Below are 24825 nucleotides of genomic sequence, written 5' to 3'. Positions count from 1 at the left end.
CTGTCTGACGTGACGGGGTGACGGGCCACACGGCCCGTCACCCCGTTTCTCTGTTCTTCCGCTGTTCTCTTTTCCCGGTTCCGGTACGCATACGAGGAGACCTGACGCACATGACGGACGACGCGAACGCCCCCTGGCTGATCGTCGGCCTCGGCAATCCGGGGCCGGAGTACGCGGCCAACCGCCACAACGTGGGCTTCATGGTCGTGGATCTGCTCGCGGACCGGATGCGCGGCTCCTTCAAGCGGGCGCAGAAGGCCCAGGCGCAGGTCGTCGAGGGCCGGATGGGGCCGCCGGGACCCGCGAGCCGCCGGGTGGTCCTCGCGAAGCCGATGTCGTACATGAACCTGTCGGGCGGCCCGGTGACGGCGCTGCGCGACTTCTACAAGGTGCCGACGGCGAACATCGTGGCGATCCACGACGAGCTGGACATCGACTACGGCGTGCTGCGGCTGAAGATCGGCGGCGGTGACAACGGGCACAACGGACTGAAGTCGATGACGAAGGCGATGGGCGCGGAGTACCACCGGGTGCGGTGCGGGATCGGGCGTCCGCCGGGCCGGATGCAGGTGGCGGACTTCGTCCTGAAGGACTTCTCCTCGACGGAGCGCAAGGATCTGGACTGGTTCGTGGACCGGGCGGCGGACTCGGTGGAGTGCCTGGTGGCGGAGGGCCTGGAGCGGGCCCAGTCGGCGTACAACACGTAGCCCTCTGGCGGTCGGAGCGTACGACTGTACGATCGCGGGTCATGACGCACGTCCGTAACGCCGCCATGGCCCTGGTCGCCCTCCTTCTCGTCGTCGCGGGCGCCTGGGCCTCCTGGAACTCGGCCCAGCACGTCCTGCTCGCCAAGGGACGGGAGCACGGCACGCTGACGGTGACCGGCTGCACGGAGAAGACCTGCACCGGCCGCTACGCCCCGGAGGACCCCTCCTCGACGCGCCGCACGCTGACGATCGCGCGCTCGGTCGCGGCGGAGCCGGGCGCGACGATACCGGTGGTGGTGAAGCCGGGCACGGACGAGGGCGTGCGCACGGGCTGGGGCGGCGGGCTGCACGCCTGGCTGCCGCTGGGCGGGGCGCTGCTGCTCGCCGCCCCGCTGATAGGCGGCGGCCTGCGGCTGCCGAGGACGGCGTGGTCGCTGGCGGGGGCGGGCGGCGCGCTGCTGGTGGCGGCGTTCTTCGCGCTCTGACGCGGACCACGGGGAAGCCCCCGCCGGAAGGGTTCCGGCGGGGGCTTCCGTGTGTGCGGGGGGTGTCAGCCGGTGTTGCGGAGACCCGCCGCCACGCCGTTGACGGTGAGGAGCAGGGCCCGTGCGAGCAGCGGGTCCGGGTCCTCGCCGCGCTCGGCGGCGCCGCGCTGGCGGGCGAGGAGGGCGACCTGGAGGTAGGAGATCGGGTCCAGGTAGGCGTCGCGGATGGCGAAGGTCTGCTGGAGGACCGGGTTGGAGTCCAGGAGCTTCTCGCCGCCGGTGATCTTGAGGACCTCGGCGACGGTCAGCGCGTGCTCGGCCTCGATGGTGTCGAAGACGTGCTTGAGGTCGTCGGGGACCAGGGTGTCGACGTAGTGGCGGGCGATCCGCAGGTCGGTCTTCGCGAGCGTCATCTCGACGTTGGAGAGGAAGTTGCGGAAGAAGTGCCACTTCTCGTACATCTCGCCGAGGACCGGGTCGAGGCCCGCCTCGCGCAGCGCCTTGAGGCCGGAGCCGACGCCGAACCAGCCGGGCACGATCTGGCGGGACTGGGTCCAGCCGAACACCCAGGGGATGGCGCGGAGTCCGTCGAGGGAGACGCCCGAGCCGGGGCGGCGCGAGGGCCGTGAGCCCAGGTGCAGGTCGGCGAGCTGGTCGACGGGGGTGGAGGCGAGGAAGTACGCCGGCAGGCCGGGGTCCTCGACGAGCGTGCGGTACGCGGTGTGGGCGGCGTCCGAGACGGTGTCCATGGCCGCGTCCCAGCGGGCCAGGGACTCGTCCGACTGGCGGGGCGCGGTGTGCAGGGCGGAGGCCTGCAGCGTGGCGGCGACCGTCAGCTCCAGGTTCTCCCGCGCCAGCGACGGGATGAGGTACTTGTCGGAGATGACCTCGCCCTGCTCGGTCACCTTGATCTCGCCCTCCAGGGTGCCCCAGGGCTGGGCGAGGATCGCGTCGTGCGAGGGGCCGCCGCCGCGGCCCACGGTGCCGCCGCGGCCGTGGAACAGGCGCAGCCGGACCCCGTAGCGGTGGGCGACGTCCCGCAGTCTCCGCTGGGCGCGGTGGATCTCCCACTGGGAGGTGGTGATGCCGCCGAACTTGGAGGAGTCCGAGTAGCCGAGCATGACCTCCTGGACGTCGCCGCGGAGCGAGACGAGGCGTCGGTAGGAGGGGTCGGCGAGCATCCCGTCGAGGATGACGTCGGCGGCCTTGAGCTCGTCGGTGGTCTCCAGGAGCGGCACGATGCCGATCTTGGCCCAGCCGCCGTGGAGGTCGATCAGACCGGCCTCGCGGGCGAGGACTGCGGCGGCGAAGACGTCGTCGGCGCCCTGGCACATCGAGATGATGTAGGACTCGATGACCTCGGGGCCGAAGCGCTCGAAGGCTTCCTTGATGGTGTGGAAGACGCCGAGGGTCTTCTCGCCGGCGGCGTCCAGCGGGGCCGGGGTCGGGGCGAGCGGGCGGCGCGAGCGGAGCTCCTTGGCGAGGAGCTTCTGCCGGTAGTCGCGCGGCATGTCGGCGTACCGCCAGGACTCCTCGCCGAGGCGGTCGAAGAGCTGACCGAGGGCGTGGTGGTGGGCGTCGGCGTGCTCGCGGACGTCCATGGTGGCGAGCTGGAGGCCGAAGGCGGAGAGGGTGCGGATGGTGCGGTCCATCCGGCCGTCCGCGAAGAGGGCGCCCCGGTGCTCGCGGAGCGAGGTCTGGATGAGGGTGAGGTCGTGGACGAGCTCGGCGGTGCCGAGGTAGTCGCGGCCGTCCTGGTGCGGGGTGCCGGAGGCGAGGCGCTCGCGGGTGTTGACGAGCTTCTGCCGGATGCAGGTGGCCTTGAGCCGGTACGGCTCCTCGGCGTTGAGGCGCTTGTAGCGGGGGCTGATCTCCGGGAGGAGTTCCAGGTCGTGCTGGAGCGAGTCCAGGAGTTCCTGGGTGGCTCCGGTGTAGCGGATGGAGTTGGAGAGGAGTCCGCGCAGGAAGTCGACGAGTTCGAGGGCGTCGGTGATGCCGTGCTCGTGCTGGAGGATCAGGACGTCCCGGGTCACCTGGGGCGTGACGTTGGGGTTGCCGTCGCGGTCGCCGCCGATCCAGGTGCCGAAGGTGAGCGGGCGGGTGCCGGAGGGCAGTTCGACGCCGACGCGCTCCAGTTCGGCGGCGAGGTCCTCCAGGACGTCGCCGACGGCGTTGGCGTGCAGCTCGTCGAGGTAGTAGATCGCGTTGCGGGCCTCGTCGGCGGGCTCGGGGCGGACGACCCGGAGTTCGTCGGTCTGCCAGATGAGGTCGATGTTCTCGGCGAGCCGGAGGTCGTGGCGGCGCCGGTCGGCCTCGATGACCGGGGTCTCCAGGAGGGCGGCGATCCGGCGCAGCTTGTTGAGGACGGAGCGGCGGGCGGCTTCGGTGGGGTGCGCGGTGAAGACGGGCCGTACGTTGAGGTTCTTGACCGTCTCGCGGACGTGCTCGGGGTCGCCGTCCTTGAGCATGTCGGCGGTGCGGGCGAGGAGACTGCCCTCGGCGGCGCGCTTCTCGCGGAGCTCGCGGCCGCGGTGAACCTGCTCGGTGACATTCGCGAGGTGGAAGTAGGTGGAGAAGGCGCGCACCAGCTTCGCGGCCGTCTCCAGCTCGACGCCTCGGAGCAGCTCGGCGGCTGCCTCGCCGTCCTCACGGGTGAGGCTGCGGACGCGCTCGACGAGGTCGAGGAGGTCGTGGCCCTCCTGACGGACGAGGGTCTCGCCGAGGAGATCGCCCAGTCGGCGGATGTCGGCGCGCAGCTCGGTGCTGGCGGTGGGGGTCTGGTCGGCACTGCTCACAGGTGCGGCTCCTTGCAGTGTTTGGGCACGTCTGGAGAGGTACTGGAGGCTTGCGGACCGCGCTGTCCGACGCACCCAGGATAGGTGTCCATCCATCGGACAGCGGCCAGGGTCCTCTCGTGCCCTCTTGCCGCGCGCCACGTCGCTGCCATACTTACGACGCCGTAGGTTACGGAGGCGTAGCCACGGCCGCGTTTTCTCGCACTTTCCCTCACCCTCACCCCCCAGGGGACTCCCATGACCACTAGCCCCGAGGTGACCTCGGCGCCCGAGGCACCCGCCGGTGCCACGGCTCTGCCCTCCGCCACGCTGGGCGGGGACAGCAAGGGTTCGATCGAGCAGGTCGCGCTGCTGTTCTTCATCGTGGTGCCGTTCCTGGCGCTGCTCGCGGCGGTGCCGCTGGCCTGGGGCTGGGGGGTGAGCTGGCTGGATCTGGGTCTGATGGTCGCGATGTACTACATCGGCTGCCACGGGATCACGATCGGTTTCCACCGCTACTTCACGCACGGTTCCTTCAAGGCGAAGCGGCCGCTGCGGATCGCTCTCGCGGTCATGGGTTCGCTGGCCGTCGAGGGTCCGCTGGTGCGCTGGGTGGCGGATCACCGCAAGCACCACAAGTTCTCGGACGCGGAGGGTGACCCGCACTCGCCGTGGCGGTTCGGCGAGACGCTTCCGGCGCTGATGAAGGGCCTGTGGTGGGCGCACATCGGCTGGATGTTCGACGAGGAGCGGACCCCTCAGCACAAGTACGCGCCCGATCTCATCAAGGACCCGGCGATCCGGGCGATCTCGCGCCAGTTCCTGTGGTGGACGATCCTGTCGCTGGCGATCCCGCCGGTGGTGGGCGGTCTGGTGACGATGTCGTGGTGGGGCGCGTTCACGGCGTTCTTCTGGGGTTCGCTGGTGCGCGTGGCGCTGCTGCACCACGTGACGTGGTCGATCAACTCGATCTGCCACGCGGTGGGCAAGCGTCCGTTCAAGTCGCGGGACCGTTCGGGCAACGTGTGGTGGCTGGCGGTGCTGTCGTGCGGCGAGTCCTGGCACAACCTGCACCACGCGGACCCGACGTCGGCCCGGCACGGGGTGCTGCGCGGCCAGGTCGACTCCAGTGCGCGGCTGATCCGCTGGTTCGAGCAGGCGGGGTGGGCGTACGACGTGCGCTGGCCGGCGAAGGAGCGCATCGAAGCCCGCCGCCAGAGCGCGTCCGCAGAAGCGGCATGATGGAAGACGTGGCGATCGACGGCAGGACCGGCAGCACCGGCAGTGGCGAGCAGAAGCCCCGGCGGGGGCGCCGGGTGCGGATGACGGGCGCGGAGCGGCGGGAGCAGCTTCTCGACATCGGCCGCACGCTCTTCGCGGAGAAGGGTTTCGAGGGCACGTCGGTGGAGGAGATCGCGGCGAAGGCCGGGGTCTCCAAGCCGGTGGTGTACGAGCACTTCGGCGGCAAGGAGGGGCTGTACGCGGTCGTGGTCGACCGGGAGATGCGTCAGCTCCTGGACGGGGTGACGGGCGCGCTGACGGCCGGGCATCCGCGGGAGCTCCTGGAGCAGGCGGCGTTCGCGCTGCTGGACTACATCGAGAACTACACGGACGGTTTCCGGATTCTCGTACGGGACTCCCCGGTGGCGCAGTCGACGGGGACGTTCGCGTCGCTGATCAGTGACATCGCCACGCAGGTCGAGGACATCCTGGGGCTGGAGTTCAAGGCCCGCGGCTTCGATCCGAAGCTGGCTCCGCTGTACGCGCAGGCCCTGGTGGGCAGTGTGGCGCTGACGGGGCAGTGGTGGCTGGACGTCCGCAAGCCGAAGAAGGCGGAGGTCGCGGCGCACCTGGTGAACCTGGCGTGGCACGGCCTGGACGGCCTGGAGCCGAAGCCCCGGTTGATAGGGCACCGGAAGAGCTGACGCCGGTGGGCGAGAACTGACCGGACGGTCGGATTCGGCGGGGTGAACCCCTGGTGCGACGCCCTCCCGTGGGTAGAATCGTGTTCAACATCCGGGGGGGTGTTCCGGCCGTTACGAGGTCGTCTCCGCGTGCCTTCCGTCACGCGCTGACGCCGTTCGGCCCTGTGCGACCCCCTCCTGTTGGTTCTGTCGAACCTCTGATCCCTGGGGGGGATCTTCTTGTTCTTCCTGCATTCCAAGCGTGCGCGCCGGGTCGCCGGCTGCACCGCTCTCGCCCTCTCCGCGGGCATGCTCCTGGCGGGCCCCGCGTCCGCCGACTCCCCGGCGCCGCGCCCGTCCGTGGAGAAGCCCGCCGCGCCCTCCACCGTTCCGTCGGGGCGGTTCCTGCCGCAGGACGGTGCCCGGTCCGCCGGGGCCGCGGGCGCCACGGCGACCCTGCCGTCGCGCGCGGACTTCGACGGCGACGGCCGTACCGACCTCGTCTTCCGCACGGGCGACGGCAAGGTCTGGACGTCGACGACCACGGGCAACGGCTCGGAGTTCGTCTCGACCGACGAGTTCGTCGAGGACATCGTCCCGATCGGCGACCAGGACGCGAACGGCGGCCGTCCCGAGGTCCTGACGCTGACCAAGTTCGGCCGTCTGTCGGTCTATGGGGACGCGTCCCCGTCCTACGCCGGTCTCCGCTGGTCCGGTGCCGGCTGGGAGATCTACAACAAGGTCTTCTCGCCCGGCGACCTCAGCGGTGACGGCCGCGCGGACGTGCTGGCCCGTACGCCCGCCGGCGAGCTGTACGTGTACGTCTCGACGGGCGTGTACAACGCCCCGTTCCACGCCCGCAAGCTGGTCGGCAAGGGCTGGACGGCCTACGACCAGCTGATCGGTCTCGGCGACAGCGACGGCGACGGCCGGGGCGACTTCCTGGCCCGTACGCCCTCCGGCGCCCTGTACTACTACGGCAGCACCGGCAACCCGCAGACGGTGAAGGGTGGCAAGCAGGTCGGCCGCGGCTGGCATGAGTACAACCAGATCGTCGGCATCGACGACGACAACGGCAACGGCGTCGGCGACCTCGTGGCGCGCGGCTCGGACGGCACGCTGTGGATCTACTACGGCACGGGCGGCGGTCACTTCACGGCCCGCAAGCAGGCCAGTGACGGCGGCGGCTGGGCCGGTGTCGCTCAGTTCGGCGGGGCGGGCAACGTGCCGGCGCACGGCAAGGAGGGGCTGATCGCCCGCGACAAGGCCGGCACGCTCTTCTGGTACAGCCCGGCGGGCACCGGCAAGCTGACCCCCCGCCAGCAGGTCAGCGACGACGGCGGCTGGGCCGGCGCGAACATCTTCGAGGTCAACTCGCTGGGCCGCGACAACGTCTCGGACACCCTGGAGATCTACGACGGTCGTCTCCACCACGGCGACACGGACTTCGGCGGCGGCTGGGGTGCCGTCAACCTCATCGCGGGTCCGGGCGACCTGAACGGTGACGGCACCGGCGACTTCGTGGCCCGGGACCGTTCCGGCGTCCTGTGGCTCTACCGGAGCAACGTCGACGGCACCGCGCTGCACGCGCGCGTCAGGGTCGGCTCCGGCTGGGGCGCGTACGACCGGATCGTCGGTTCGGGCGACCTGAGCGGCGACGGTCTGAACGACCTGGTGGCCCGCGCCAAGGACGGCACGCTCTACCTGTACCAGGGCACCGGTCAGGCCGGTAACCCGTTCAAGCCCCGCGTCCGGATCGGCGGCGGCTGGAACGCGTACCCGAAGCTGGTGGCGCCCGGTGACATCACGGGCGACGGCAAGGCCGACCTGCTCGCGGTGAACGCGGGCGGCGAGCTGTTCCGCTACTCGGGCCAGGGCGAGGCGGGCCAGGTCTTCAAGCCGCGCGTCTCGATCGGCCGCGGCTACCAGATCTACAACGGCCTGTACTAGTCGTACCCGGCACCACCGCTTCACCGCTTCACGTCGAGCGCCCCGCACCGGACCTCCGGTGCGGGGCGTTCCGCGTGGGTCAGAAGCTCTTGCGGGCGACGGCGAAGACGCGGCGGAAGGGGAAGACCGTGCCGTGCGGGCCCGGCGGGTAGGCCTCGCGGAGCAGGGCGCGGTACTGGCCGAGGAAGGCGTCGACCGCCTCCCGGTCGTCGCCCAGGGTGGTGAGGACGGGCCGCAGGGCCGTGCCCTTGACCCAGTCGAGGACGGGGTCCTCGCCCTGGAGCAGCTGGCAGTACGTGGTCTCCCAGACATCCGTCTCGCAGCCGAGGTCGGTGAGGCGGGTGAGGTAGTCGGCGGTGTCGAGGATGTGGACGAAGCGCCGGCCCTGTTCGCCGAGGCGGTCGCGCCACTCGGGGGTGTCGCAGAGTTCGCCGAGCAGGGCGTGGCTGGGCGAGGTGAAGTTCCCGGGGACCTGGAAGGCGAGGGTGCCGCCGGGGCGGAGTCCGTCGATCCAGTCGGCGAAGGACTCGGGGTGGTTGGGCACCCACTGGAGGGCCGCGTTGGAGACGATCAGGTCGTAGGGCTCGTCGGGGGTCCAGTGCGCGGCGTCGGCGGCCCTGAAGTCGATCCAGCCGCCGCCCGGGGTGGTCCCGGACCACTCCTTCTCGGCGGTCTCCAGCATGGTGGGCGAGAGGTCGAACCCGGTGATGTGCGCGTCGGCCCACCGGTCGGCGAGGAGGGCCGTCACGTTGCCGGGTCCGCAGCCGAGGTCGGCGATGCGGGCGGGCCGGTCCCGGGCTGGGAGGTGGGGTATTCGGTTGAGCAGGTCGAGGAAGGGCCGGGTGCGGTGGCCGGAGTGTCGGAGGTACTGCTGCGGATCCCACGTGGGTACGGCGGATTCCACGGAATGCATGTTCGAAGCCCCCTTGCTGGCACGAGTTGCCGAAGCGGAACGGAGTTCCGGCCGGGTCCCTTCCCCGTAGTCCAGGGAAATATATCTTGAAACCAAGATACTCTGCAGCAAGAGACTCGACATCAAGAGACTTTATGTCAACAGACCCTCTACACTGATCGTCATGGAGGACGAGGTCGACCGACTGGTCGCAGCATGGCGCCGCGAGCGCCCCGACCTCGACGTGGAACCGCTCGAGGTGCTCAGCCGCGTCTCGCGGCTCGCCCGGCACCTCGACCGCGCCCGTCGGCTCGCCTTCTCCGAGCACCAGCTGGAGCCCTGGGAGTTCGACGTCCTGACCTCCCTGCGCCGGGCCGGAGCTCCCTACCAGCTCTCCCCCGGCCAGCTCCTGACCCAGACCCTGGTCACCTCCGGCACCATGACCAACCGCATCGACCGGCTCACCAAGAAGGGCCTCGTCGAGCGGCTCCCCGACCCCAGCGACCGCCGCGGGGTCCTCGTCCGGCTCACCCCGGAGGGACGCGACCGCGCCGACGAGGCGCTCGCCGGCCTCCTCGCCCAGGAGCGCGCCATCCTGGCGCAGCTCTCCCGCGCCCAGCGCGGCGAACTGGCCGCGCTGCTACGCCAGCTGACCGCCCCGTTCGACAACGTCCCCGGATAGCCGCGCCAGCGGCACCTCGCCCAGCTGGGCCGGTCCCACGCCCGCCCGGCGGGCCAGCGCCACCGCGGCCAGCGTCGAGTGCACGCCCAGCTTCCCCAGCACGTTCTGCATATGGGTGCGGACGGTGTGCGGGGAGAGGAAGAGGCGCTCGGCGACCGCCTTGCGGCCCAGGCCCGCGACCATGCAGCGCAGCACCTCCCGCTCGCGCGGGGTCAGCGACTCCACGAGCCGCTCGCTGTCCGTCCGGTGCTTGCGGGCCGCCGTCAGCTCCCGCAGCACTCCGGTGAGCAGCGCGGGCGGCAGATGCGTCTCGTCCCGCAGCACCCCCCGGACCACGGCGAGCAGCCGCTGGAGCGAGCAGTCCTTCGCCACCCAGCCGCAGGCCCCGGCCTGGAGGGCGAGCGCCGCCCGGTGCGGGTCGTCCCTCTCCGCGAGGACGACCGTGCGGACCGCGGGCTGGACCCGGCGCACCCCCGCCACCAGGGAGATCCCGTCGACGGCGCCCTCGGCGTCGTCCGGCACGGCGCGGGCCACGGCCGCCCCCGGGGGGTCGACGCCGAGGTCGGCGTCGACGAGCAGCACGTCGAACCTGCGCCCCTCCGCCGCGGCGCGGTCCAGGCACCGCAGGGCGGCCGGGCCGCTACCGGCGGCGGCGACGTCGACATCGGGCTCGGCCGCGAGTGCGGCGGCCAGCGACTCGGCGAAGACGCGGTGGTCGTCCACCACGAGGACACGGATACGTGCCACGGACACTCCCAAGTGTCGAGGAACGGAACCGACGCGGGTACGGCGCCGGGGGCGGGTCCGTGGTTCGCGCGGCCGCCGCCGTGCGTTGACTACCCCGCTTCCGGCGCCGTACCCGACCGGGTCTCGACCCCTGAACAGCACCGGCCCCCACCGGCGCTGCCCCTCAGAGTAGGGGCGGGGCGTCGCGGTGGGGGCCGATTCGCGGAACTGTCCGAAGTCGTACCGGCGTACGCGGGCTCACGGGGGCGTGGCCCGGAGGTGCCGGGGCGCGGGGGCGGGGAGTCTCAGAGCCGGCGCGCGCCCGCCGAGGGGACGGCCGGGAAGATCCCGGGGGCGGCGTACCCGGCCTCGGCGAAGGCCTTCCCGACGGCGGCGGCGACCGTGTCCGCCCGGTCGGTGTCGACGAGGACGAGGGCCGAGCCGCCGAAGCCGCCGCCGGTCATCCGGGCGCCGAGCGCCCCGGCGGCGTTCGCCGCCTCGACGACGAGGTCCAGTTCGGGGCAGGAGACGCGCAGGTCGTCCCGGAGGGAGGCGTGGCCCTCGGTGAGGACGGCGCCGACGGCCCGGGTGTCCCCGGCGTCGAGGAGTTCGAGCGTCCGCTCCACGCGCGCGTTGTCGGTGACGACGTGCCGTACGTAGCTCCGCACCGTCGCGTCGTCCAGGAGTGCGAGGGATGCGGGGAGACGCGCGGCGCTGACGTCGCGCAGGGCCTCGACTCCGAGCGCCCGCGCACCGGCCTCACACCCGGCGCGCCGCTCCGCGTACGCGCCGTCCCCGAGCGCGTGCTTCACGCGGGTGTCGACGACGAGCAGCCGCAGCCCCTCGCGGGCGAGGTCGAAGGGGACCTGACGGTACGAGAGGTCCCGGGTGTCCAGATGGAGGGCGTGACCCTCCTCGGCACAGGCGGAGGCCATCTGGTCCATGACCCCGCACGGCACGCCGACGAAGGCGTTCTCGGCGCGCTGCGCGAGCCGGGCGAGCTCGGGCCGGGAGATCCCGAGCCCGAACAGGTCGTTCAGGGCGAGCGCCGTGACGACCTCCAGGGCCGCCGAGGAGGAGAGCCCGGCGCCGGTCGGCACGGTCGAGGTCAGGTGGACGTCCGCGCCCGTCACCGGGTGTCCGGCCTCCCGCAGCGCCCAGACGACCCCGGCGGGGTAGGCCGCCCAGCCGCCGCCGGGGAGCGGTGCGAGGGCGTCCACCTCCAGCTGGACGATCCCGCCGTCGATGTCGGCGGAGTGCAGGCGCAGGACTCCGTCGTCACGGCGGGAGACGGCGGCGACGGTGGTGTGCGGCAGCGCGAGCGGCAGCACGAAGCCGTCGTTGAAGTCGGTGTACTCACCGATGAGGTTGACCCGCCCGGGGGCGGCCCAGACGCCGTCGGGGGAGGCGCCGTACAGCGCCTCGAAAGCGGCCGCGACGCTCATCCGCGCCCCTCCGTGTCCTGTCGGCGGGCGAAGGCCCAGGCGTCGGCGACGACATCGGCCAGGTCGGGGCGGGACGGCGTCCAGCCGAGCCGCTCGCGGGCGGCGTCGGCGGAGGCGACGAGGACCGCCGGGTCCCCGGCGCGGCGCGGGGCGGTGATCTCCGGGACCGGGTGCCCGGTGACCCGCCGCACGGTCTCGACGACCTCGCGGACGGAGAAGCCGTTGCCGTTGCCCAGGTTGCAGATCAGGTGCTCGCCCGGGGTCATGGCGTCGAGCGCCAGGAGGTGGGCCTCGGCGAGGTCGGCGACGTGGATGTAGTCGCGGACGCAGGTGCCGTCCGGGGTCGGGTAGTCCTCGCCGTACACGGAGATCGCCTCGCGCCGGCCGAGGGCGACCTGGAGGACGAGCGGGATCAGGTGCGACTCGGGCGCGTGCCGCTCGCCGAGCGAGCCGTACGCCCCGGCGACGTTGAAGTAGCGCAGGGAGACGGCGGCCAGGCCGTGGGCGGTGCACTCCCCGCCGATCATGTGGTCGACGGCGAGCTTGCTCGCCCCGTAGGGGCTGGTGGGGGCGGTCGGCGCGGTCTCGGTGATCGGCACGGTCGCCGGTTCGCCGTAGGTGGCGGCGGTGGAGGAGAAGACCAGCCTGCGCACCCCGGCGGAGCGCATGGCGTCGAGGAGGGCGACGGTGCCGCCGACGTTGTTCTCCCAGTACTTCTCGGGGTGGACGACGGACTCGCCGACCTGGGAGAAGGCGGCGAAGTGCAGGACGCCGTCGTAGGAGCCGTCGAGCCACTTCCCGGCGTCCTGGATCCGTCCCTGGACGAACTCGGCGCCCTCCGGGACGGCTTCGGCGAAACCGGTGGAGAGGTCGTCGAGGACGGTGACCCGGTGGCCCCGCTCCAGGAGGTGGGCGGCGACCACGCTGCCCACGTACCCCGCCCCGCCCGTCACCAGATACCGCTGCGTCATGCGCCTGCCACCTCTCGGAGTCGTCGGGCCGCGTCTTCCGGCCGTACGTCGTTCATGAACGCCCCCATGCCGGACTCGGTGCCCGCCAGGAACTTCAGTCTGCCGGGGGCCCGGCGGACGGTGAAGAGCTCCAGGTGCAGGCCGAAGTCCTCGCGCCGCGGGTCCGTGAACGGCGCCTGGTGCCAGGCGGCGATGTAGGGCGTCGGCGGTTCGTCCGGGCCGAAGATCCGGTCGAACCGCCCCAAGAGTTCCAGGTAGACCTGTGCGCACTCTGTGCGGGCGGCCCCGTCGAGGGCGAGGAGGTCGGGCACCCGCCGCTTGGGGTGGAGGTGCACCTCGTACGGCCAGTGGGCGGCGTACGGCACGAAGGCGATCCAGTGCTCGGTCTCCAGGACCACCCGCTCGGCGTCGGCGCGCTCCCGTTCGACGACGTCGTCGAAGAGGTTCCGGCCGGTCTCGGCGCGGTGCTCGTCGATCCGGCGGCGCATGGCGGCCGTCCGGGGGGCCACGTAGGGGAAGGCGTAGATCTGGCCGTGCGCGTGGGGCAGGGTGACGCCGATCTCCGCGCCGCGGTTCTCGAAGCAGTAGACCTGCTCGACGCCGGGGAACGCGGAGAGCGCCGCGGTGCGGTCGGTCCAGGCGTCGAGGACGAGGGAGACCCGTTCCTCGGTGAGGTCGGCGAAGGAGAGCGTGTGGTCGTCGGTGAAGCAGACCACCTCGCAGCGGCCGACACCGCCGGAGAGGGAGGGGAAGCGGTTCTCGAAGACCACCACCTCGTAGCTCTCCTCGGGGATCTCGCTCTCGCGTCCGTCCCGGGCGGGGCAGAGCGGGCAGGCGTCGGCCGGCGGGTGGTAGGTGCGGGCCTGCCGGTGCGAGGCGACGGCGACGGGGTCGCCGGTGAGGGCGTCGTACCGGATCTCGGAGCGGGAGACGACGGGGGTGAGGGGGCGCGGGTCCACGGCGCCGCGGACGGTGCCGTCGCGCGTGTCGTAGTAGATGAGCTCGCGCCCGTCGGCGAGCGTGGTGGCGGTCTTCTTCACGGGGTACCCTCCGGCGCAATCAAACACAACCACGCACAAGGAACCACATTCAAACATGCCCGTCAATGACGAAACTCGGCCCCGCACCGAACGGGACCGGGCTTCGGCGGAGTCGGTCAGACGGACCCGCGCGGCGCCGGCAGCGCCCGGTCGAGCAGCCCCGTACGGGCCGCGAGGGCCGCCGCCTCCAGGCGCGACCCCACCCCCAGCTTCATCAGCACCCGCTGCACGTGCGTGCGCGCGGTGCTCGGCGCGATCCCCATCCCCGCCGCGATCAGCCGGGTGTCCTCCCCCTCCGCGACCCGGACGAGGACCTCCACCTCGCGCTGCGTCAGGAGCCGCAGCAGCCGCTGCCCCTCGTCGTCGGGCTGCGCCGACGGGTGCAGCAGCTCCGCGAAGGCCGACTGGAGCAGCTGCGGCGCCACCGCCGACTCCCCCGCCCTGGCCTTCACCAGGGCCCGCTCGACACCCTCGATGCGCTCGTCATGCCGGACGTACCCCGAGGCCCCGGCCGCGAACGCCGCCGCGATCCCGCGCGGCGACGGCACCGGACCCAGCACCACGACCGCCACCTGCGGCCGCTCCCGCTTGATCCGTACGACCACGTCGAAGGCGCCCGGCTCGGCCGGAGCGGCCGTGCCCAGGAGACAGACCTCCGGCGCCCGGCTCACCACGAGCTCCGCGGCCCCCGCCACCGGCGCCGCCGCCGCGAGCACCCGGTGCCCGCGCAGCTTCAGCGCCGAGGCGAGCGCCTCCGCGAGCAGGCGGTGGTCGTCCACCACCACGAGCCGTACGCCCATCCCGGTCATCCCCCATCCTCCGCACCGCCGGAGGCCCCGGCACGCCTGACCCGGCAAACTACACGCTCCCCCGCCCCGCACCGCCCCAACCACGGAAAGCGCGCGGGCCCCTCCGGAGAACCGGAGGGGCCCGCGCACGGGGTGGCGGCCGTCAGCCCGCGGTGCTGAAGGAGACGACCAGGTACTCCTTGTCGTACGTCGACGTGGACTCGCGCGTCTTGCTCACGAGCGTCTCCGCGATGAAGAACCGGCCCGCCTCGAAACGGAATTCGGCCCCGTTCAGGCTGAAGCTCGTCTCGGCGCTCCGGATCGACTTGTCCCCCGGGTTCTCCAGGAGCAGCGTCTCCTTCATCGTGCCGCCGTCCAGGGACACGATCTGGCCGCCCTTGTCGTAGGGCGGGACCTTGTACGCGATGAGGTTGCCGCCGTCCATGCGGAGCGGGACCAGGGTGTACTTGTCACCCGCGTCGGCCTTCTCCGGCACCATCCGCCCGTTGGCCAGTTCGAAGGCGATGACCTCGTTGGTCTCGTCGCCGTACTCGCCGGTGCTGCCCTCGTGCTCCTCGGTGGGCACGTAGAGGCGGCCGTTGCCGACGACCGCCTGGGAGCAGGACTCGACCTTCGTCGAACGGCAGCGGGCCGCGTACTGGTCGGCGTCCGCCGTGATCTTCGCCTTCAGCTTCCCGGTCTTCTCGTCGATCGAGAAGAAGTCCGAGATGCCGCTGCCGTCGCCGGCGGTCTCGCCGACGTCGGCCGCCACGACCAGCGGCTTGGTGGAGACCACCGACGCGTACTTCACACCGGCCGGCATCTTGTACTGCGAGAGGGGGGCGCCCGTCATCGGGTCCAGGTTCTGGACCATCACGTACTGGGCGTCGTACGCACCGCACTTGCGGACCGCGACGAGCCCCTCTCCGCCGCCGTACCCCAGGTCGTAGCAGTTCTCGTCGTTGGCCTGCGGCTTCCAGCGCGCGTTGCCGTTGGCGGCGTCGAAGGCCGCGCCGCCGTCGGTGCCACCGGCCGCGACGGTCTTCCCGCTGAGCGTGATCTCGCCGAAGCGGGCCTTCTCGTCACCGGCGGTGCCGCCCGTGACCGAGGTCGACCACAGCAGCTTGCCGGTGTTCAGGTCGACCATGCCGACCTCGGTGCACTGCTGGTAGTAGCGGGGCGCGACCCGCTTCTTGGCCTCGAAGAGGATCGGCACCTTGTTGTCGGCGGACTTGTGGCGCGAGGCGCCGCAGACCTGGCCGGTCAGCGGCAGGGTCCACAGGGGCGTGCCCTTGTCCAGGTCGTAGGCGACGACCGAGTTGACGCCGGGCTTCACGAACGCCTTGTCGGTGACCCAGGAGCCGGAGACGTCGGTGACGTCCGGGACCTTCGGCTGGGGCAGCTGGAACGCCACCTTCGCCTTGGTGTTCGCGGGCGCCTTCTCCTTGCCGCCACCGCCGAGGCCCTTGGTGTCACCGGACCCGCCGGTGCCGTTGGCGCCCTGCGAGGTGCCGGCCGTGCCCTTGGCCTCGTCGCCCTTGCCCTCGCCGCCACCGGAGTTGGCGTACCAGACGCCGGCGCCGACGATCAGGACGACCGCGACGACCGCCGCGATGACGATCTGCATCTGGGCCGACAGCTTCCTGCCGGCGCCGGGCGCGGGGGCGGGGGCGGGCTGCTGGTAGCCGCCGTAGGCCTGCTGCGGCTGGGTCGGGTAGCCGTACGGGGGCTGCGCCGGCTGCTGGTGGCCGCCGGCGTAGGGCTGCTGCGGCTGCGTGGGCGGCTGGCCCGGGTAGCCGTACGGCTGCTGCGGAGGCGTCGCCGGCGGCTGCTGCGGATACCCGTAGCCGGGGTCCGGCTGCTGCTGCGGGTAGCCGTAGCCCTGATCGGGCTGCTGCGGATACCCGTACCCCTGGTCGGGCTGCTGCGGCGGATAGGCGTAACCGGGGTCCGGCTGCTGCGGCGGGGGCGTCGGCGCGCCGAAGCCCCCCTGCGGGTCCGGGGGCTGGTTCGGTGGGGGTGGCTGCGTCATCGGTCCGTGCACCTCACTTGCTGAACGCCATCATCGTCTTGACCTGCTTCTCTTCCTTGTCGTTCGACGCGGAGACGCGACCGCTCGCCACGACGAAGGTGCCGGCGCCGTAGGCGTAGCCCGCGCTGTAGAAGCTGTTCTCGATCTGGGCCGTCGACACCGGGTGCTGGAGCAGGATCTTCGGCGCGCCGCCGGCCGGGGAGAGGGTCGCGACCGCGCCGCCCTTGTCGTACGCCGGGTCCACGTACAGCAGGACCTCGGAACCCTCCATGCCCAGCGGGATCATGGACTGCTCACCGGGCGCCTTGGAGCGCCACTTGGCCTTGCCGTTCTTCAGGTCGAAGGCGACGACCTCGTTGGGGGTGCCGTACGAGGTCTCGGTGGCCATGTAGAAGGTGTTCGCGTCGGCGGCGACACCCGTGCAGCCCTGGAGGTTCTTGCCGAAGATGACGAAGCCGCCGCCGCACGACGGGGCGAACTTGTCCTTGCCGCCCTGGATCTGCGAGCGGAGCGAACCGTTGGCGTTGAGCGCGAAGATGGTCCACTTCTTCTGCTCGCGCTGGGTGGCCGAGACGACCAGCGGGTCGATCGAGTAGACCCGGTCCACCTCCCAGTTGGCCTCCAGCTTGAAGGTCCACCGGGGCTTGCCCGTGTTCGCGTCGACCTGGCTGACGCCCTGGACCTTCTTGGTGGTGCTGCCCGACGGGCAGTCCACGGCGGCGATCAGCTTGCTGCCGCCCGCGTACGCGAAGGGCTTGCAGCCGGTGGTGGCGCCGGCGAACAGCTGCTTGCCGTCGGTCAGGGAGAAGCCGTACGAGCTGCTCGTACCGGCGACGGTGACCGTGTTGCCGCTGATGGACAGGGTGTTGTCCGAGAAGGCGAAGAGGCCCTTGGGCTTGGGAACGGCCTTCTTCCAGCCCGTCTTGCCCGTCTTCAGGTCGACCTGGAGCAGCGAGGTGCACTTGGCGCCGTCCTTGGCGCTCTCGGCGTAGGCGAAGACCATCAGCCCGCTCGGCGAGGGCGCGGACGGCGCCGCGCACAGCTCGAACGGCACGTCGACGTGCCACTTCGTGGCGCCGTCGGCCAGGCCGTAGCCGTCGATGCTCTTGTACATGGCCTTGACGGCGGTGTCGCCGACGATCCACGGGCCGAGGACGTCGGAGCCGTTGCGCGGCAGGTCGACGTTGTTCTTGAGCAGCCAGTTGACCTTGGCCTCGCCGTCCTTGCGGCCCGCGTTGAGGTCGTCCTCGCCCTTGTCGCCGTCACCCGTGCCGTCGCCCTTGTCCACCGACTCGGTGGGCTTGGGGAGGCCCGAGGAGGGGGTGGCGGAGGTGGTCGGCCCGGCGATCGGCTCGTCGTCGCCGCCCCCGCCGACGACGGCCCAGGTGCCGACGGCTGCCACCAGGACGGCCGCGACGGCCACGATCGCGATGACACCGGTCCGGCCCTTGAAGGGACCGCCGCCGGACGGCGGCGGGGTGGGGGCGCCCGGGTACATCGGCTGGGTCGGGTAGCCGCCGTAGGGGTTCTGCTGCTGCTGTCCGTAGGGGCCCGGCTGCTGCTGTCCGTACGGGCCCGGCTGCTGCTGCGGGTAGCCGTACGGGGGCTGCTGGCCGTACGGTCCCGGCTGGCCCTGCTGCGGGTAGCCGTAACCGGGCTGCGGCTGCTGACCGTACGGTCCGGGCGCGGCCGGCGGAGCGGTGGGCGGCCCGGACGGCGGCGGCGGGGTCTGCGGCGCCTGCGGCGGGACGGGCGGCACCGGCGGGACCTGGTTCGGATCCTGGGGAGCTCCGAAGCCCCCCGGCGGCTGGTTGCTGGGCGGCTGGGTCATCAGCGGTTCCCCCTTGACGTGAGCGGGTTTTCTTTCTACCACCCACGCCCTGGCGCAAAAGCGACCGGTCCGCCCCTTGTACCCAAGGGAGGACCGGCCTGTGATGCCCTCGTTATGCGTCCTCGGCCAGTTCGAGCCAGCGCATCTCCAATTCCTCGCGCTCCCCGACGAGTTCCCGGAGCTCGGCGTCGAGCTTCGCGACCTTCTCGAAATCGGTGGCGTTGTCGGCGATCTGCGTGTGCAGCTTCGCCTCCTTCTGCGAGACCTTGTCGAGCTGCCGCTCGACCTTCTGCAGCTCCTTCTTGGCGGCTCGGGCGTCCGCGGCCGAGACACCCGGCTTCGTCTGCGCGGGGGCGGCGGCGGGCGTCGGGACGGCCGCGTCGATCATCTTCCGGCGCCGCTCCAGGTACTCGTCGATGCCGCGCGGCAGCATCCGCAGCGCCCGGTCGCCGAGGAGCGCGAGCGTCTTGTCCGTGGTGCGCTCGATGAAGAACCGGTCGTGGGAGATGACGACCATGGAGCCGGGCCAGCCGTCGAGGAGGTCCTCCAGCTGGGTCAGCGTCTCGATGTCGAGGTCGTTGGTGGGCTCGTCGAGGAAGAGGACGTTCGGCTCGTCCATCAGCAGCCGGAGCAGCTGGAGGCGGCGGCGCTCACCGCCGGAGAGGTCGCCGACGGGCGTCCACTGCTTCTCCTTGGTGAAGCCGAACTGCTCGCAGAGCTGCCCGGCCGTCATCTCGCGGCCCTTGCCGAGGTCGACGCGGTCGCGGATCTGCTGGACGGCCTCCAGGACCCGCAGGGAGCCGGGGAGCTCGGTGACGTCCTGGGAGAGGTAGGCGAGCCGGACGGTCTTGCCGACGGTGACGCTGCCGGCCGCGGGCTGGATCTCGCCCTGGCTGACGGCGGCGTCGGCGAGGGCGCGCAGGAGTGAGGTCTTGCCCGCGCCGTTGACGCCGACGAGACCGATGCGGTCGCCGGGGCCGAGCTGCCAGGTGAGGTGCTCCAGGAGGGTCTTGGGACCGGCGGTGACGGTCACGTCCTCCAGGTCGAAGACCGTCTTGCCGAGCCGGGCGTTGGCGAACTTCATCAGCTCGGAGGTGTCGCGCGGCGGCGGCACGTCGGCGATCAGCTCGTTGGCGGCCTCGATGCGGTAGCGCGGCTTGGAGGTACGGGCGGGGGCGCCGCGCCGCAGCCAGGCCAGCTCCTTGCGCATCAGGTTCTGCCGCTTGGTCTCCTCGGTGGCGGCGATGCGCTCACGCTCGGCGCGGGCGAAGACGTAGTCGGAGTAGCCGCCCTCGTACTCGTGCACGTCACCGCGCTGCACGTCCCACATGCGGGTGCAGACCTGGTCGAGGAACCAGCGGTCGTGGGTGACGCAGACGAGCGCGGAGCGGCGCTCCTGGAGGTGCTTGGCGAGCCAGGAGATGCCCTCGACGTCGAGGTGGTTGGTGGGCTCGTCGAGGACGATCAGGTCCTGGTCGTCGATGAGGAGCTTGGCCAGCGCGATCCGGCGGCGCTCGCCACCGGAGAGCGGGCCGATGACGGTGTCGAGACCGTTCTCGAAGCCGGGCAGGTCCAGGCCGCCGAAGAGCCCGGTGAGCACGTCGCGGATCTTGGCGCTGCCGGCCCACTCGTGGTCGGCCATGACGCCGATGACCTCGTGCCGGACGGTGGCCTCCGGGTCGAGCGAGTCGTGCTGGGTGAGCACGCCGAGGCGCAGCCCGCCGCTGTGCGTGACCCGGCCGGTGTCGGCCTCCTCCAGCTTCGCGAGCATCCGGATGAGGGTGGTCTTGCCGTCGCCGTTGCGGCCCACGACCCCGATCCGGTCCCCCTCGGAGACACCGAGCGAGACCCCGTCGAGGAGGGCACGGGTGCCGTAGACCTTGCTGACGGTCTCGACATTGACCAGGTTGACGGCCACGTTGACTCCTGTACGGGGTGATCGATCGACGTCCCAGGGTACGTCCCCGCACGGACGGCCCCGGGCGCCCGTCTTCAGGCACCGGGCCGCCCGCCGCCGAGGCACCGGGCCGCCGGGCGTCGGAGGCGGGGCCGCCGGGCGTCAGAGCCGGGGCCGCCGGGCCGGAGGCGGCCCGGCGCTCCTCCCCGCCCGCTCCACCAGGAGCCAGCCCGCCAGGGCCAGGGCCACCGCCGCCGGGGCGGTGACCGGGACGGCGATCAGGGTGGCCGAGTGGCCGGTCAGGAGGCCGGCGAAGCCCGTCAGGGAGAGGCCCAGGACCCCGAACAGGGCGAGGGTGATGCCGAGGGCGGCGACCGGGCCGCCGGAGTCGGTGGCCGGGGCGGCCGGGACCGGGGCCTCGAAGCGGCGGAAGACCGCGACGAGCAGGGCGGTGAGCACCCCCGCCGCCGCGAACCGGAGCGGGACCTGCGCCCACCAGGCGCCGGTGGCCGGGGCGGGCAGGCCGGGTCCGAGGCCGAGCATCGCCCCGTACACGCCGAGCATGGCCGTCAGGTGCCAGAGGAAGGCCGTCATCGCGATCCCGTTGGCGGCGACCACCGCGCGCCACACCCCGGCGCGGGCGACGAGCCGGGCCCCGGGGCCCCGGAGCAGCTCGACCGCGCCGACCAGCCACAGGCCGTGGCAGAGCAGGGCGAGGGTCGGCGGAGCCATGTTCGAGACCTCCTCGCCCGGCATTCCCACCATGGACAGCGGGTACGGGCCGAGGGCGACCAGCGCGGTCGCGCCGAGCAGCCCCGCGCCGCCGAGCAGAGCGGGGCGGCGGATCATGCCGTCGGCGCGCAGGAAGCCGAGCTGGTGGACGGCGAGCCAGACGAACGCGAAGTTCAGGAACCCGACGAACGGGACGTCCGCCGTGAACCGCAGCACGTCGACGGCGACCGCGCCGCCCGCCAGCGCGCCGAACGCGCCCCACCCCCACCGCTCGTGCAGCCGCAGCAGCGGCGGGGTGAACGCGACCATCGCCAGATAGATCCCGATGAACCAGAGCGGCTGGGTGACGAGCCGCAGCGCGACCCCGGTGAGCCCGTCGTCCGCCCCGGACAGCTGGAGCGCCAGCGCGGCGGCGCCCCACACCCCGACGAAGACCATCGTCGGCCGCAGCAGCCGCTGGAGCCGGGCCCGGAGGAAGGCCGCGTACCGCGGCCGCGAGCGGTGGGCGAGGGCGTGCGAGAAGCCGCCGACGAAGAAGAACACCGGCATCACCTGGAACACCCAGGTGGCCGGCTGGAGTTCCGGCACGACGGCGAGGAGGTTCCCGACCTGCCCGTCGGCGGTGACGGCCGCCATCAGCCAGTGGCCGAGGACGACGACCGCAAGCGAGGCGACCCTGAGGAGGTCGACGTACCGGTCCCGGCCCGCCGGCGTGGCGGCGGCGAGGTCACGCGCGCTGAGGCGGCTGCTGCTTCCCATGCGGGTACCGTCCCGCGACCGGCGGGGGGCCCGACAGGGCGCGGATACTCAGACCCGTACCCGAGTACCTACCGGACGCGGGCGCCCGGCGCCGGGGACGTCGTCACGCGGGCCGTGCGGCAGGTGCCGGAGGCCTTCAGGGCGGCGGCGACCGTCTCCGCGGCCTCCGCGTCCTTCACCAGGAACGCCGTCGTCGGGCCCGAGCCGGAGACCAGCGCGGCCAGCGCGCCCGCGTCCGTGCCCGTCGCCAGGGTCGCGGCGAGCGAGGGGCGCAGGGAGAGCGCCGCCGCCTGGAGGTCGTTGGCGAGGGTGCCCGCGAGCGCGGTCGTGTCACCGGCGCGCAGGGCGTCGAGCAGCGCGGGGGAGGCGGTCGGCGCGGGGACGTCGACGCCCTCGGTGAGCCGGTCGAACTCGCCGAAGACCACCGGGGTCGAGAGCCCGCCGTCGGCGACGGCGAACACCCAGTGGAACTCGCCGCCCACCGGGAGCTCCGTCAGCTTCTCGCCCCGCCCGGTGCCGAGCGCCGCCCCGCCGACGAGGCTGAACGGCACGTCGCTGCCGAGTTCGGCGCAGATCTCCAGGAGTTCCTCGCGGGAGGAGTCGAGGCCCCACAGCGCGTCGCAGGCGAGCAGGGCGCCCGCGCCGTCCGCGCTGCCGCCCGCCATGCCGCCGGCGACCGGGATGTCCTTGACGATGTGCAGGTGCACGTCCGGGGAGATGCCGTGCCGGGCGGCGAGCAGCTCGGCGGCCCGGGCCGCCAGGTTCGTGCGGTCGAGCGGCACCTTGTCGGCGTCGGGGCCCTCGCAGCTGACCGTCAGCCCGGCGGCGGGCGTCGCGGTGACCTCGTCGAAGAGGGAGACGGCGAGGAAGACGTTGGCCAGGTCGTGGAAGCCGTCGGGGCGGGCGGCGCCGACCGCGAGCTGGACGTTGACCTTGGCGGGGACGCGGACGGTGACGGAGGCCCGGGGGGTCCGCGTACCCGCGCTCACGCCTTCGCCTCCGCGATCCGGGCGAACTCCTCCACCGTCAGCGCCTCGCCGCGCGCCTGCGGCGAGATGCCCGCCTTCACCAGGGCCTCCTCGGCCGCGGCGGGCGATCCCGCCCAGGTGGCGAGGGCCGCGCGCAGCGTCTTGCGGCGCTGGGCGAAGGCCGCGTCGACGACCGCGAAGACCTCCTGCCGGGTGGCGGTGGTCGCCAGCGGCTCGGTGCGGCGGACCAGGGAGACGAGGCCGGAGTCGACGTTCGGCGCGGGCCAGAAGACGTTGCGGCCGATGGACCCGGCCCGCTTGACCTCCGCGTACCAGTTGGCCTTCACCGACGGCACGCCGTACACCTTGTTGCCGGGCTTGGCGGCGAGCCGGTCGGCGACCTCCGCCTGGACCATGACGAGGGTCCGCTCGATGCTCGGGAAGCGCTCCAGCATGTGCAGCAGGACCGGCACGGCGACGTTGTACGGCAGGTTGGCGACGAGCGCGGTCGGCGCCGGGCCCGGCAGCTCCCGCACCTGCATCGCGTCGGAGTGCACGAGCGCGAAGCGGTCGGCGCGCGCGGGCATGCGGGCGACGATCGTCGCGGGCAGCGCGGCGGCGAGCACGTCGTCGATCTCGACGGCCGTCACCCGGTCCGCGGCCTCCAGGAGGGCCAGGGTGAGGGAGCCGAGTCCGGGCCCCACCTCCACGACGACGTCGTCGGGCCGTACCCCGGCCGTGCGGACGATCCGCCGGACGGTGTTGGCGTCGATGACGAAGTTCTGGCCCTTCTGCTTCGTGGGGCGCACGCCGAGGACGGCGGCCAGCTCACGGATGTCGGCGGGGCCGAGGAGGGCGTCGGGGCTTTCGGGGCCGGTGGTGGTGCTCACCGGTACAGCCTACGGCTCGCGGGCGGGGCCCACGGCTCACGGGCACGGCCACGCGCCGCTCACCCGTGCAGTCGGCGGCCGCAGTGGGGCCACGGGCTCGCCCCCCGCTGCACGTAGAGCTTCTTCGCCCGGAACGTCTGCTCGGCGGCGGGCGCGTTCTGGGCGGTGCCGCTGCCGCCGAGGGAGCGCCAGGTGCCGGGGTCGAACTGGTAGAGCCCGCCGTACGTCCCCGAGGGGTCGACGGCGTTCGGGCGTCCGCCGGACTCGCAGGCGGCGAGCGCGCCCCAGTCGAGTCCGTCGGCACCGGCGACGGACGTGGGCGGCCGCCGGGTGCCGACCCGCACCGTGCGGGTGACGGGCTCTCGGACGATCTCCTCCCCGGTCCTGCGGGGCCGCTGCTTGACGCCGTTGACCGTGCGCAGGCTGTACGTGACGCGGCGGACGCCGGTCACGCCCTGCCGTTCGACGACCTCGGTGCCCGCGAACAGCTCCGGGTCCCGGACCCTCTCGACCGCGTACGGGATCGCCTCCTCCCGCACCTGCCGGGAGCCGGTGATCCGCAGCACGTTCACGGTCTGGCCGTCGCGGGGGAAGGAGTCGGCGGCGACGGAGGTGGTGTCCTGCCCGGAGAGCGTGATCCCGGCCTCGGCGAGCGCCTCGCGGACGCTGGCGGCGTTCGTGCGGACGGTCCGCTCCCGCCCGTCCGCGAGGAAGGTGATCGTCCGCTCGGTCCGTACGTCGAGGGCGAGGCCCTGCCGGGAGATGGGGGCGCCCCGTGAGACCGAGAGGTGGGCGCCCTCCGCCCGGACCCCGAGCTGGCGCAGCGCCCCCTCGACGGTCCGGGCGGTCGTCCAGACCTGGCGGCGCTGCCCGTCGAGCGTGAGGGCGACCGGCCGCCCGTACCGGACGACGATCTCGTCGCCGCTGCTCAGCTCCTCGGCGGGGGCGGGCGCGACGATGTCGTGCGCGCCCACCGAGACGCCCTCGTCGGCGAGGAGCTCCTCCACGTCGTCGGCGAAGGTGTGGAAGGTGCGCGGGACGCCGTCGACGGTGAGCCGGACGGCCTTGTCGTCGGCGACGAAGGCGCTGGTGCCGCCCGCGAGGAAGGCGACGACGAGGGCCTGCGGGACGAGCCTGCGCAGGCTCTCCCCGGCGGGTCCGGAGGCCTTGCGGCGGCGGGCGGCCCGCCGGGCGCCGGTGCGGGAGCCCTGGCCGGGAACGGTTCCGGCGGCGGGTCCCGCGGCGGGGGGCACGAGGGGTGCCGCCTGCGTCGGCTGCTCGTGCACGGGCAGGGTCGCGGCCGCGCCCCGCCGTCCCGCTCGGTGACTGCCCTGGGAAGTGCTCACGAGGCC

20 protein-coding genes are annotated in these 24825 nt (G+C 72.7%); 6 read left to right on the top strand and 14 right to left on the bottom strand.

Annotated elements, in window-relative coordinates:
• The first annotated feature begins 110 nt into the window (after positions 1-110).
• Positions 111-707: an aminoacyl-tRNA hydrolase gene (pth, locus tag ABT129_RS06910; protein ID WP_351897517.1), complete on the top strand. Its 597-nt coding sequence runs from the start codon at positions 111-113 to the stop codon at positions 705-707.
• Between the two features lie 41 nt (positions 708-748).
• On the top strand, positions 749-1192 hold the full coding sequence (locus ABT129_RS06905; RefSeq protein WP_351897515.1) for a hypothetical protein: 444 nt from the start codon (positions 749-751) through the stop codon (positions 1190-1192).
• A gap of 65 nt (positions 1193-1257) precedes the next feature.
• Here ABT129_RS06905 and ppc read toward each other — a convergent pair whose 3' ends face one another.
• The gene (gene ppc / locus ABT129_RS06900) at positions 1258-3987 is read right to left on the bottom strand and encodes a phosphoenolpyruvate carboxylase (protein WP_351897513.1); all 2730 of its coding nucleotides are present in this window, start codon (positions 3985-3987) and stop codon (positions 1258-1260) included.
• A 237-nt stretch (positions 3988-4224) separates the two neighbouring features.
• Between ppc and ABT129_RS06895 the strand changes: the two genes are divergently transcribed.
• From ABT129_RS06895 to ABT129_RS06885, 3 genes are all read left to right on the top strand, one after another.
• On the top strand, positions 4225-5208 hold the full coding sequence (locus ABT129_RS06895; protein ID WP_351897511.1) for an acyl-CoA desaturase: 984 nt from the start codon (positions 4225-4227) through the stop codon (positions 5206-5208).
• Positions 5205-5891 (top strand): TetR/AcrR family transcriptional regulator, encoded by a 687-nt coding sequence (locus ABT129_RS06890; protein ID WP_015034155.1) that lies wholly within the window; start codon positions 5205-5207, stop codon positions 5889-5891. Before ABT129_RS06895 ends, ABT129_RS06890 begins: the two co-directional genes overlap by 4 nt.
• Before the next feature lie 219 nt (positions 5892-6110).
• The gene (locus tag ABT129_RS06885; protein WP_351897508.1) at positions 6111-7820 is read left to right on the top strand and encodes an FG-GAP repeat domain-containing protein; all 1710 of its coding nucleotides are present in this window, start codon (positions 6111-6113) and stop codon (positions 7818-7820) included.
• A gap of 79 nt (positions 7821-7899) precedes the next feature.
• Here the strand turns inward: ABT129_RS06885 and ABT129_RS06880 are convergent, their stop codons facing one another.
• The gene (locus ABT129_RS06880) at positions 7900-8733 is read right to left on the bottom strand and encodes a trans-aconitate 2-methyltransferase (RefSeq protein WP_351897506.1); all 834 of its coding nucleotides are present in this window, start codon (positions 8731-8733) and stop codon (positions 7900-7902) included.
• 163 nt (positions 8734-8896) lie between these two features.
• Between ABT129_RS06880 and ABT129_RS06875 the strand changes: the two genes are divergently transcribed.
• The gene (locus ABT129_RS06875) at positions 8897-9394 is read left to right on the top strand and encodes a MarR family winged helix-turn-helix transcriptional regulator (RefSeq protein ID WP_351897504.1); all 498 of its coding nucleotides are present in this window, start codon (positions 8897-8899) and stop codon (positions 9392-9394) included.
• On the opposite strand, the gene ABT129_RS06870 is transcribed toward ABT129_RS06875, so the two are convergent.
• From ABT129_RS06870 to ABT129_RS06815, 12 genes are all read right to left on the bottom strand, one after another.
• A complete protein-coding gene (locus ABT129_RS06870) occupies positions 9353-10141 on the bottom strand; it encodes a LuxR C-terminal-related transcriptional regulator (protein WP_351897501.1) in 789 nt (262 codons plus the stop codon). The two genes, ABT129_RS06875 and ABT129_RS06870, sit on opposite strands and share 42 nt — an antisense overlap.
• A gap of 284 nt (positions 10142-10425) precedes the next feature.
• The gene (gene galK / locus ABT129_RS06865; protein WP_351897499.1) at positions 10426-11565 is read right to left on the bottom strand and encodes a galactokinase; all 1140 of its coding nucleotides are present in this window, start codon (positions 11563-11565) and stop codon (positions 10426-10428) included.
• Positions 11562-12536, bottom strand: coding sequence for a UDP-glucose 4-epimerase GalE (gene galE / locus ABT129_RS06860; RefSeq protein ID WP_351897497.1), 975 nt, complete (start codon positions 12534-12536; stop codon positions 11562-11564). The genes galK and galE overlap by 4 nt, the downstream gene beginning before the upstream one ends.
• On the bottom strand, positions 12533-13576 hold the full coding sequence (gene galT, locus ABT129_RS06855; protein WP_351897495.1) for a galactose-1-phosphate uridylyltransferase: 1044 nt from the start codon (positions 13574-13576) through the stop codon (positions 12533-12535). The genes galE and galT overlap by 4 nt, the downstream gene beginning before the upstream one ends.
• Positions 13577-13692: 116 nt before the next feature.
• Positions 13693-14376, bottom strand: coding sequence for a response regulator transcription factor (locus ABT129_RS06850; RefSeq protein WP_351897598.1), 684 nt, complete (start codon positions 14374-14376; stop codon positions 13693-13695).
• A gap of 151 nt (positions 14377-14527) precedes the next feature.
• Positions 14528-16396 (bottom strand): outer membrane protein assembly factor BamB family protein, encoded by a 1869-nt coding sequence (locus ABT129_RS06845; protein ID WP_351897493.1) that lies wholly within the window; start codon positions 16394-16396, stop codon positions 14528-14530.
• 13 nt (positions 16397-16409) lie between these two features.
• Positions 16410-18227, bottom strand: a complete 1818-nt coding sequence (locus ABT129_RS06840; RefSeq protein WP_351897490.1) for an outer membrane protein assembly factor BamB family protein — start codon at positions 18225-18227, stop codon at positions 16410-16412.
• 112 nt (positions 18228-18339) lie between these two features.
• Positions 18340-20145 (bottom strand): ABC-F family ATP-binding cassette domain-containing protein, encoded by a 1806-nt coding sequence (locus ABT129_RS06835; protein ID WP_351897488.1) that lies wholly within the window; start codon positions 20143-20145, stop codon positions 18340-18342.
• 141 nt (positions 20146-20286) lie between these two features.
• A complete protein-coding gene (locus ABT129_RS06830) occupies positions 20287-21615 on the bottom strand; it encodes an acyltransferase family protein (RefSeq protein WP_351897485.1) in 1329 nt (442 codons plus the stop codon).
• A 68-nt stretch (positions 21616-21683) separates the two neighbouring features.
• Positions 21684-22604: a 4-(cytidine 5'-diphospho)-2-C-methyl-D-erythritol kinase gene (locus tag ABT129_RS06825; protein ID WP_351897482.1), complete on the bottom strand. Its 921-nt coding sequence runs from the start codon at positions 22602-22604 to the stop codon at positions 21684-21686.
• Positions 22601-23473, bottom strand: coding sequence for a 16S rRNA (adenine(1518)-N(6)/adenine(1519)-N(6))-dimethyltransferase RsmA (gene rsmA, locus ABT129_RS06820; protein ID WP_351897479.1), 873 nt, complete (start codon positions 23471-23473; stop codon positions 22601-22603). Before rsmA ends, ABT129_RS06825 begins: the two co-directional genes overlap by 4 nt.
• 59 nt (positions 23474-23532) lie before the next feature.
• Positions 23533-24819 carry a resuscitation-promoting factor gene (locus ABT129_RS06815; RefSeq protein WP_351897477.1) on the bottom strand — a complete coding sequence of 429 codons (1287 nt, stop codon included), beginning with the start codon at positions 24817-24819 and terminating at the stop codon, positions 23533-23535.
• Between the last annotated feature and the right edge of the window lie 6 nt (positions 24820-24825).

The sequence above is a fragment of the Streptomyces sp. NPDC002057 genome (genome assembly GCF_040296665.1).
In the GTDB taxonomy this organism is placed as follows: domain Bacteria; phylum Actinomycetota; class Actinomycetes; order Streptomycetales; family Streptomycetaceae; genus Streptomyces.
This window is presented reverse-complemented; position numbering and strand designations above follow the sequence as displayed.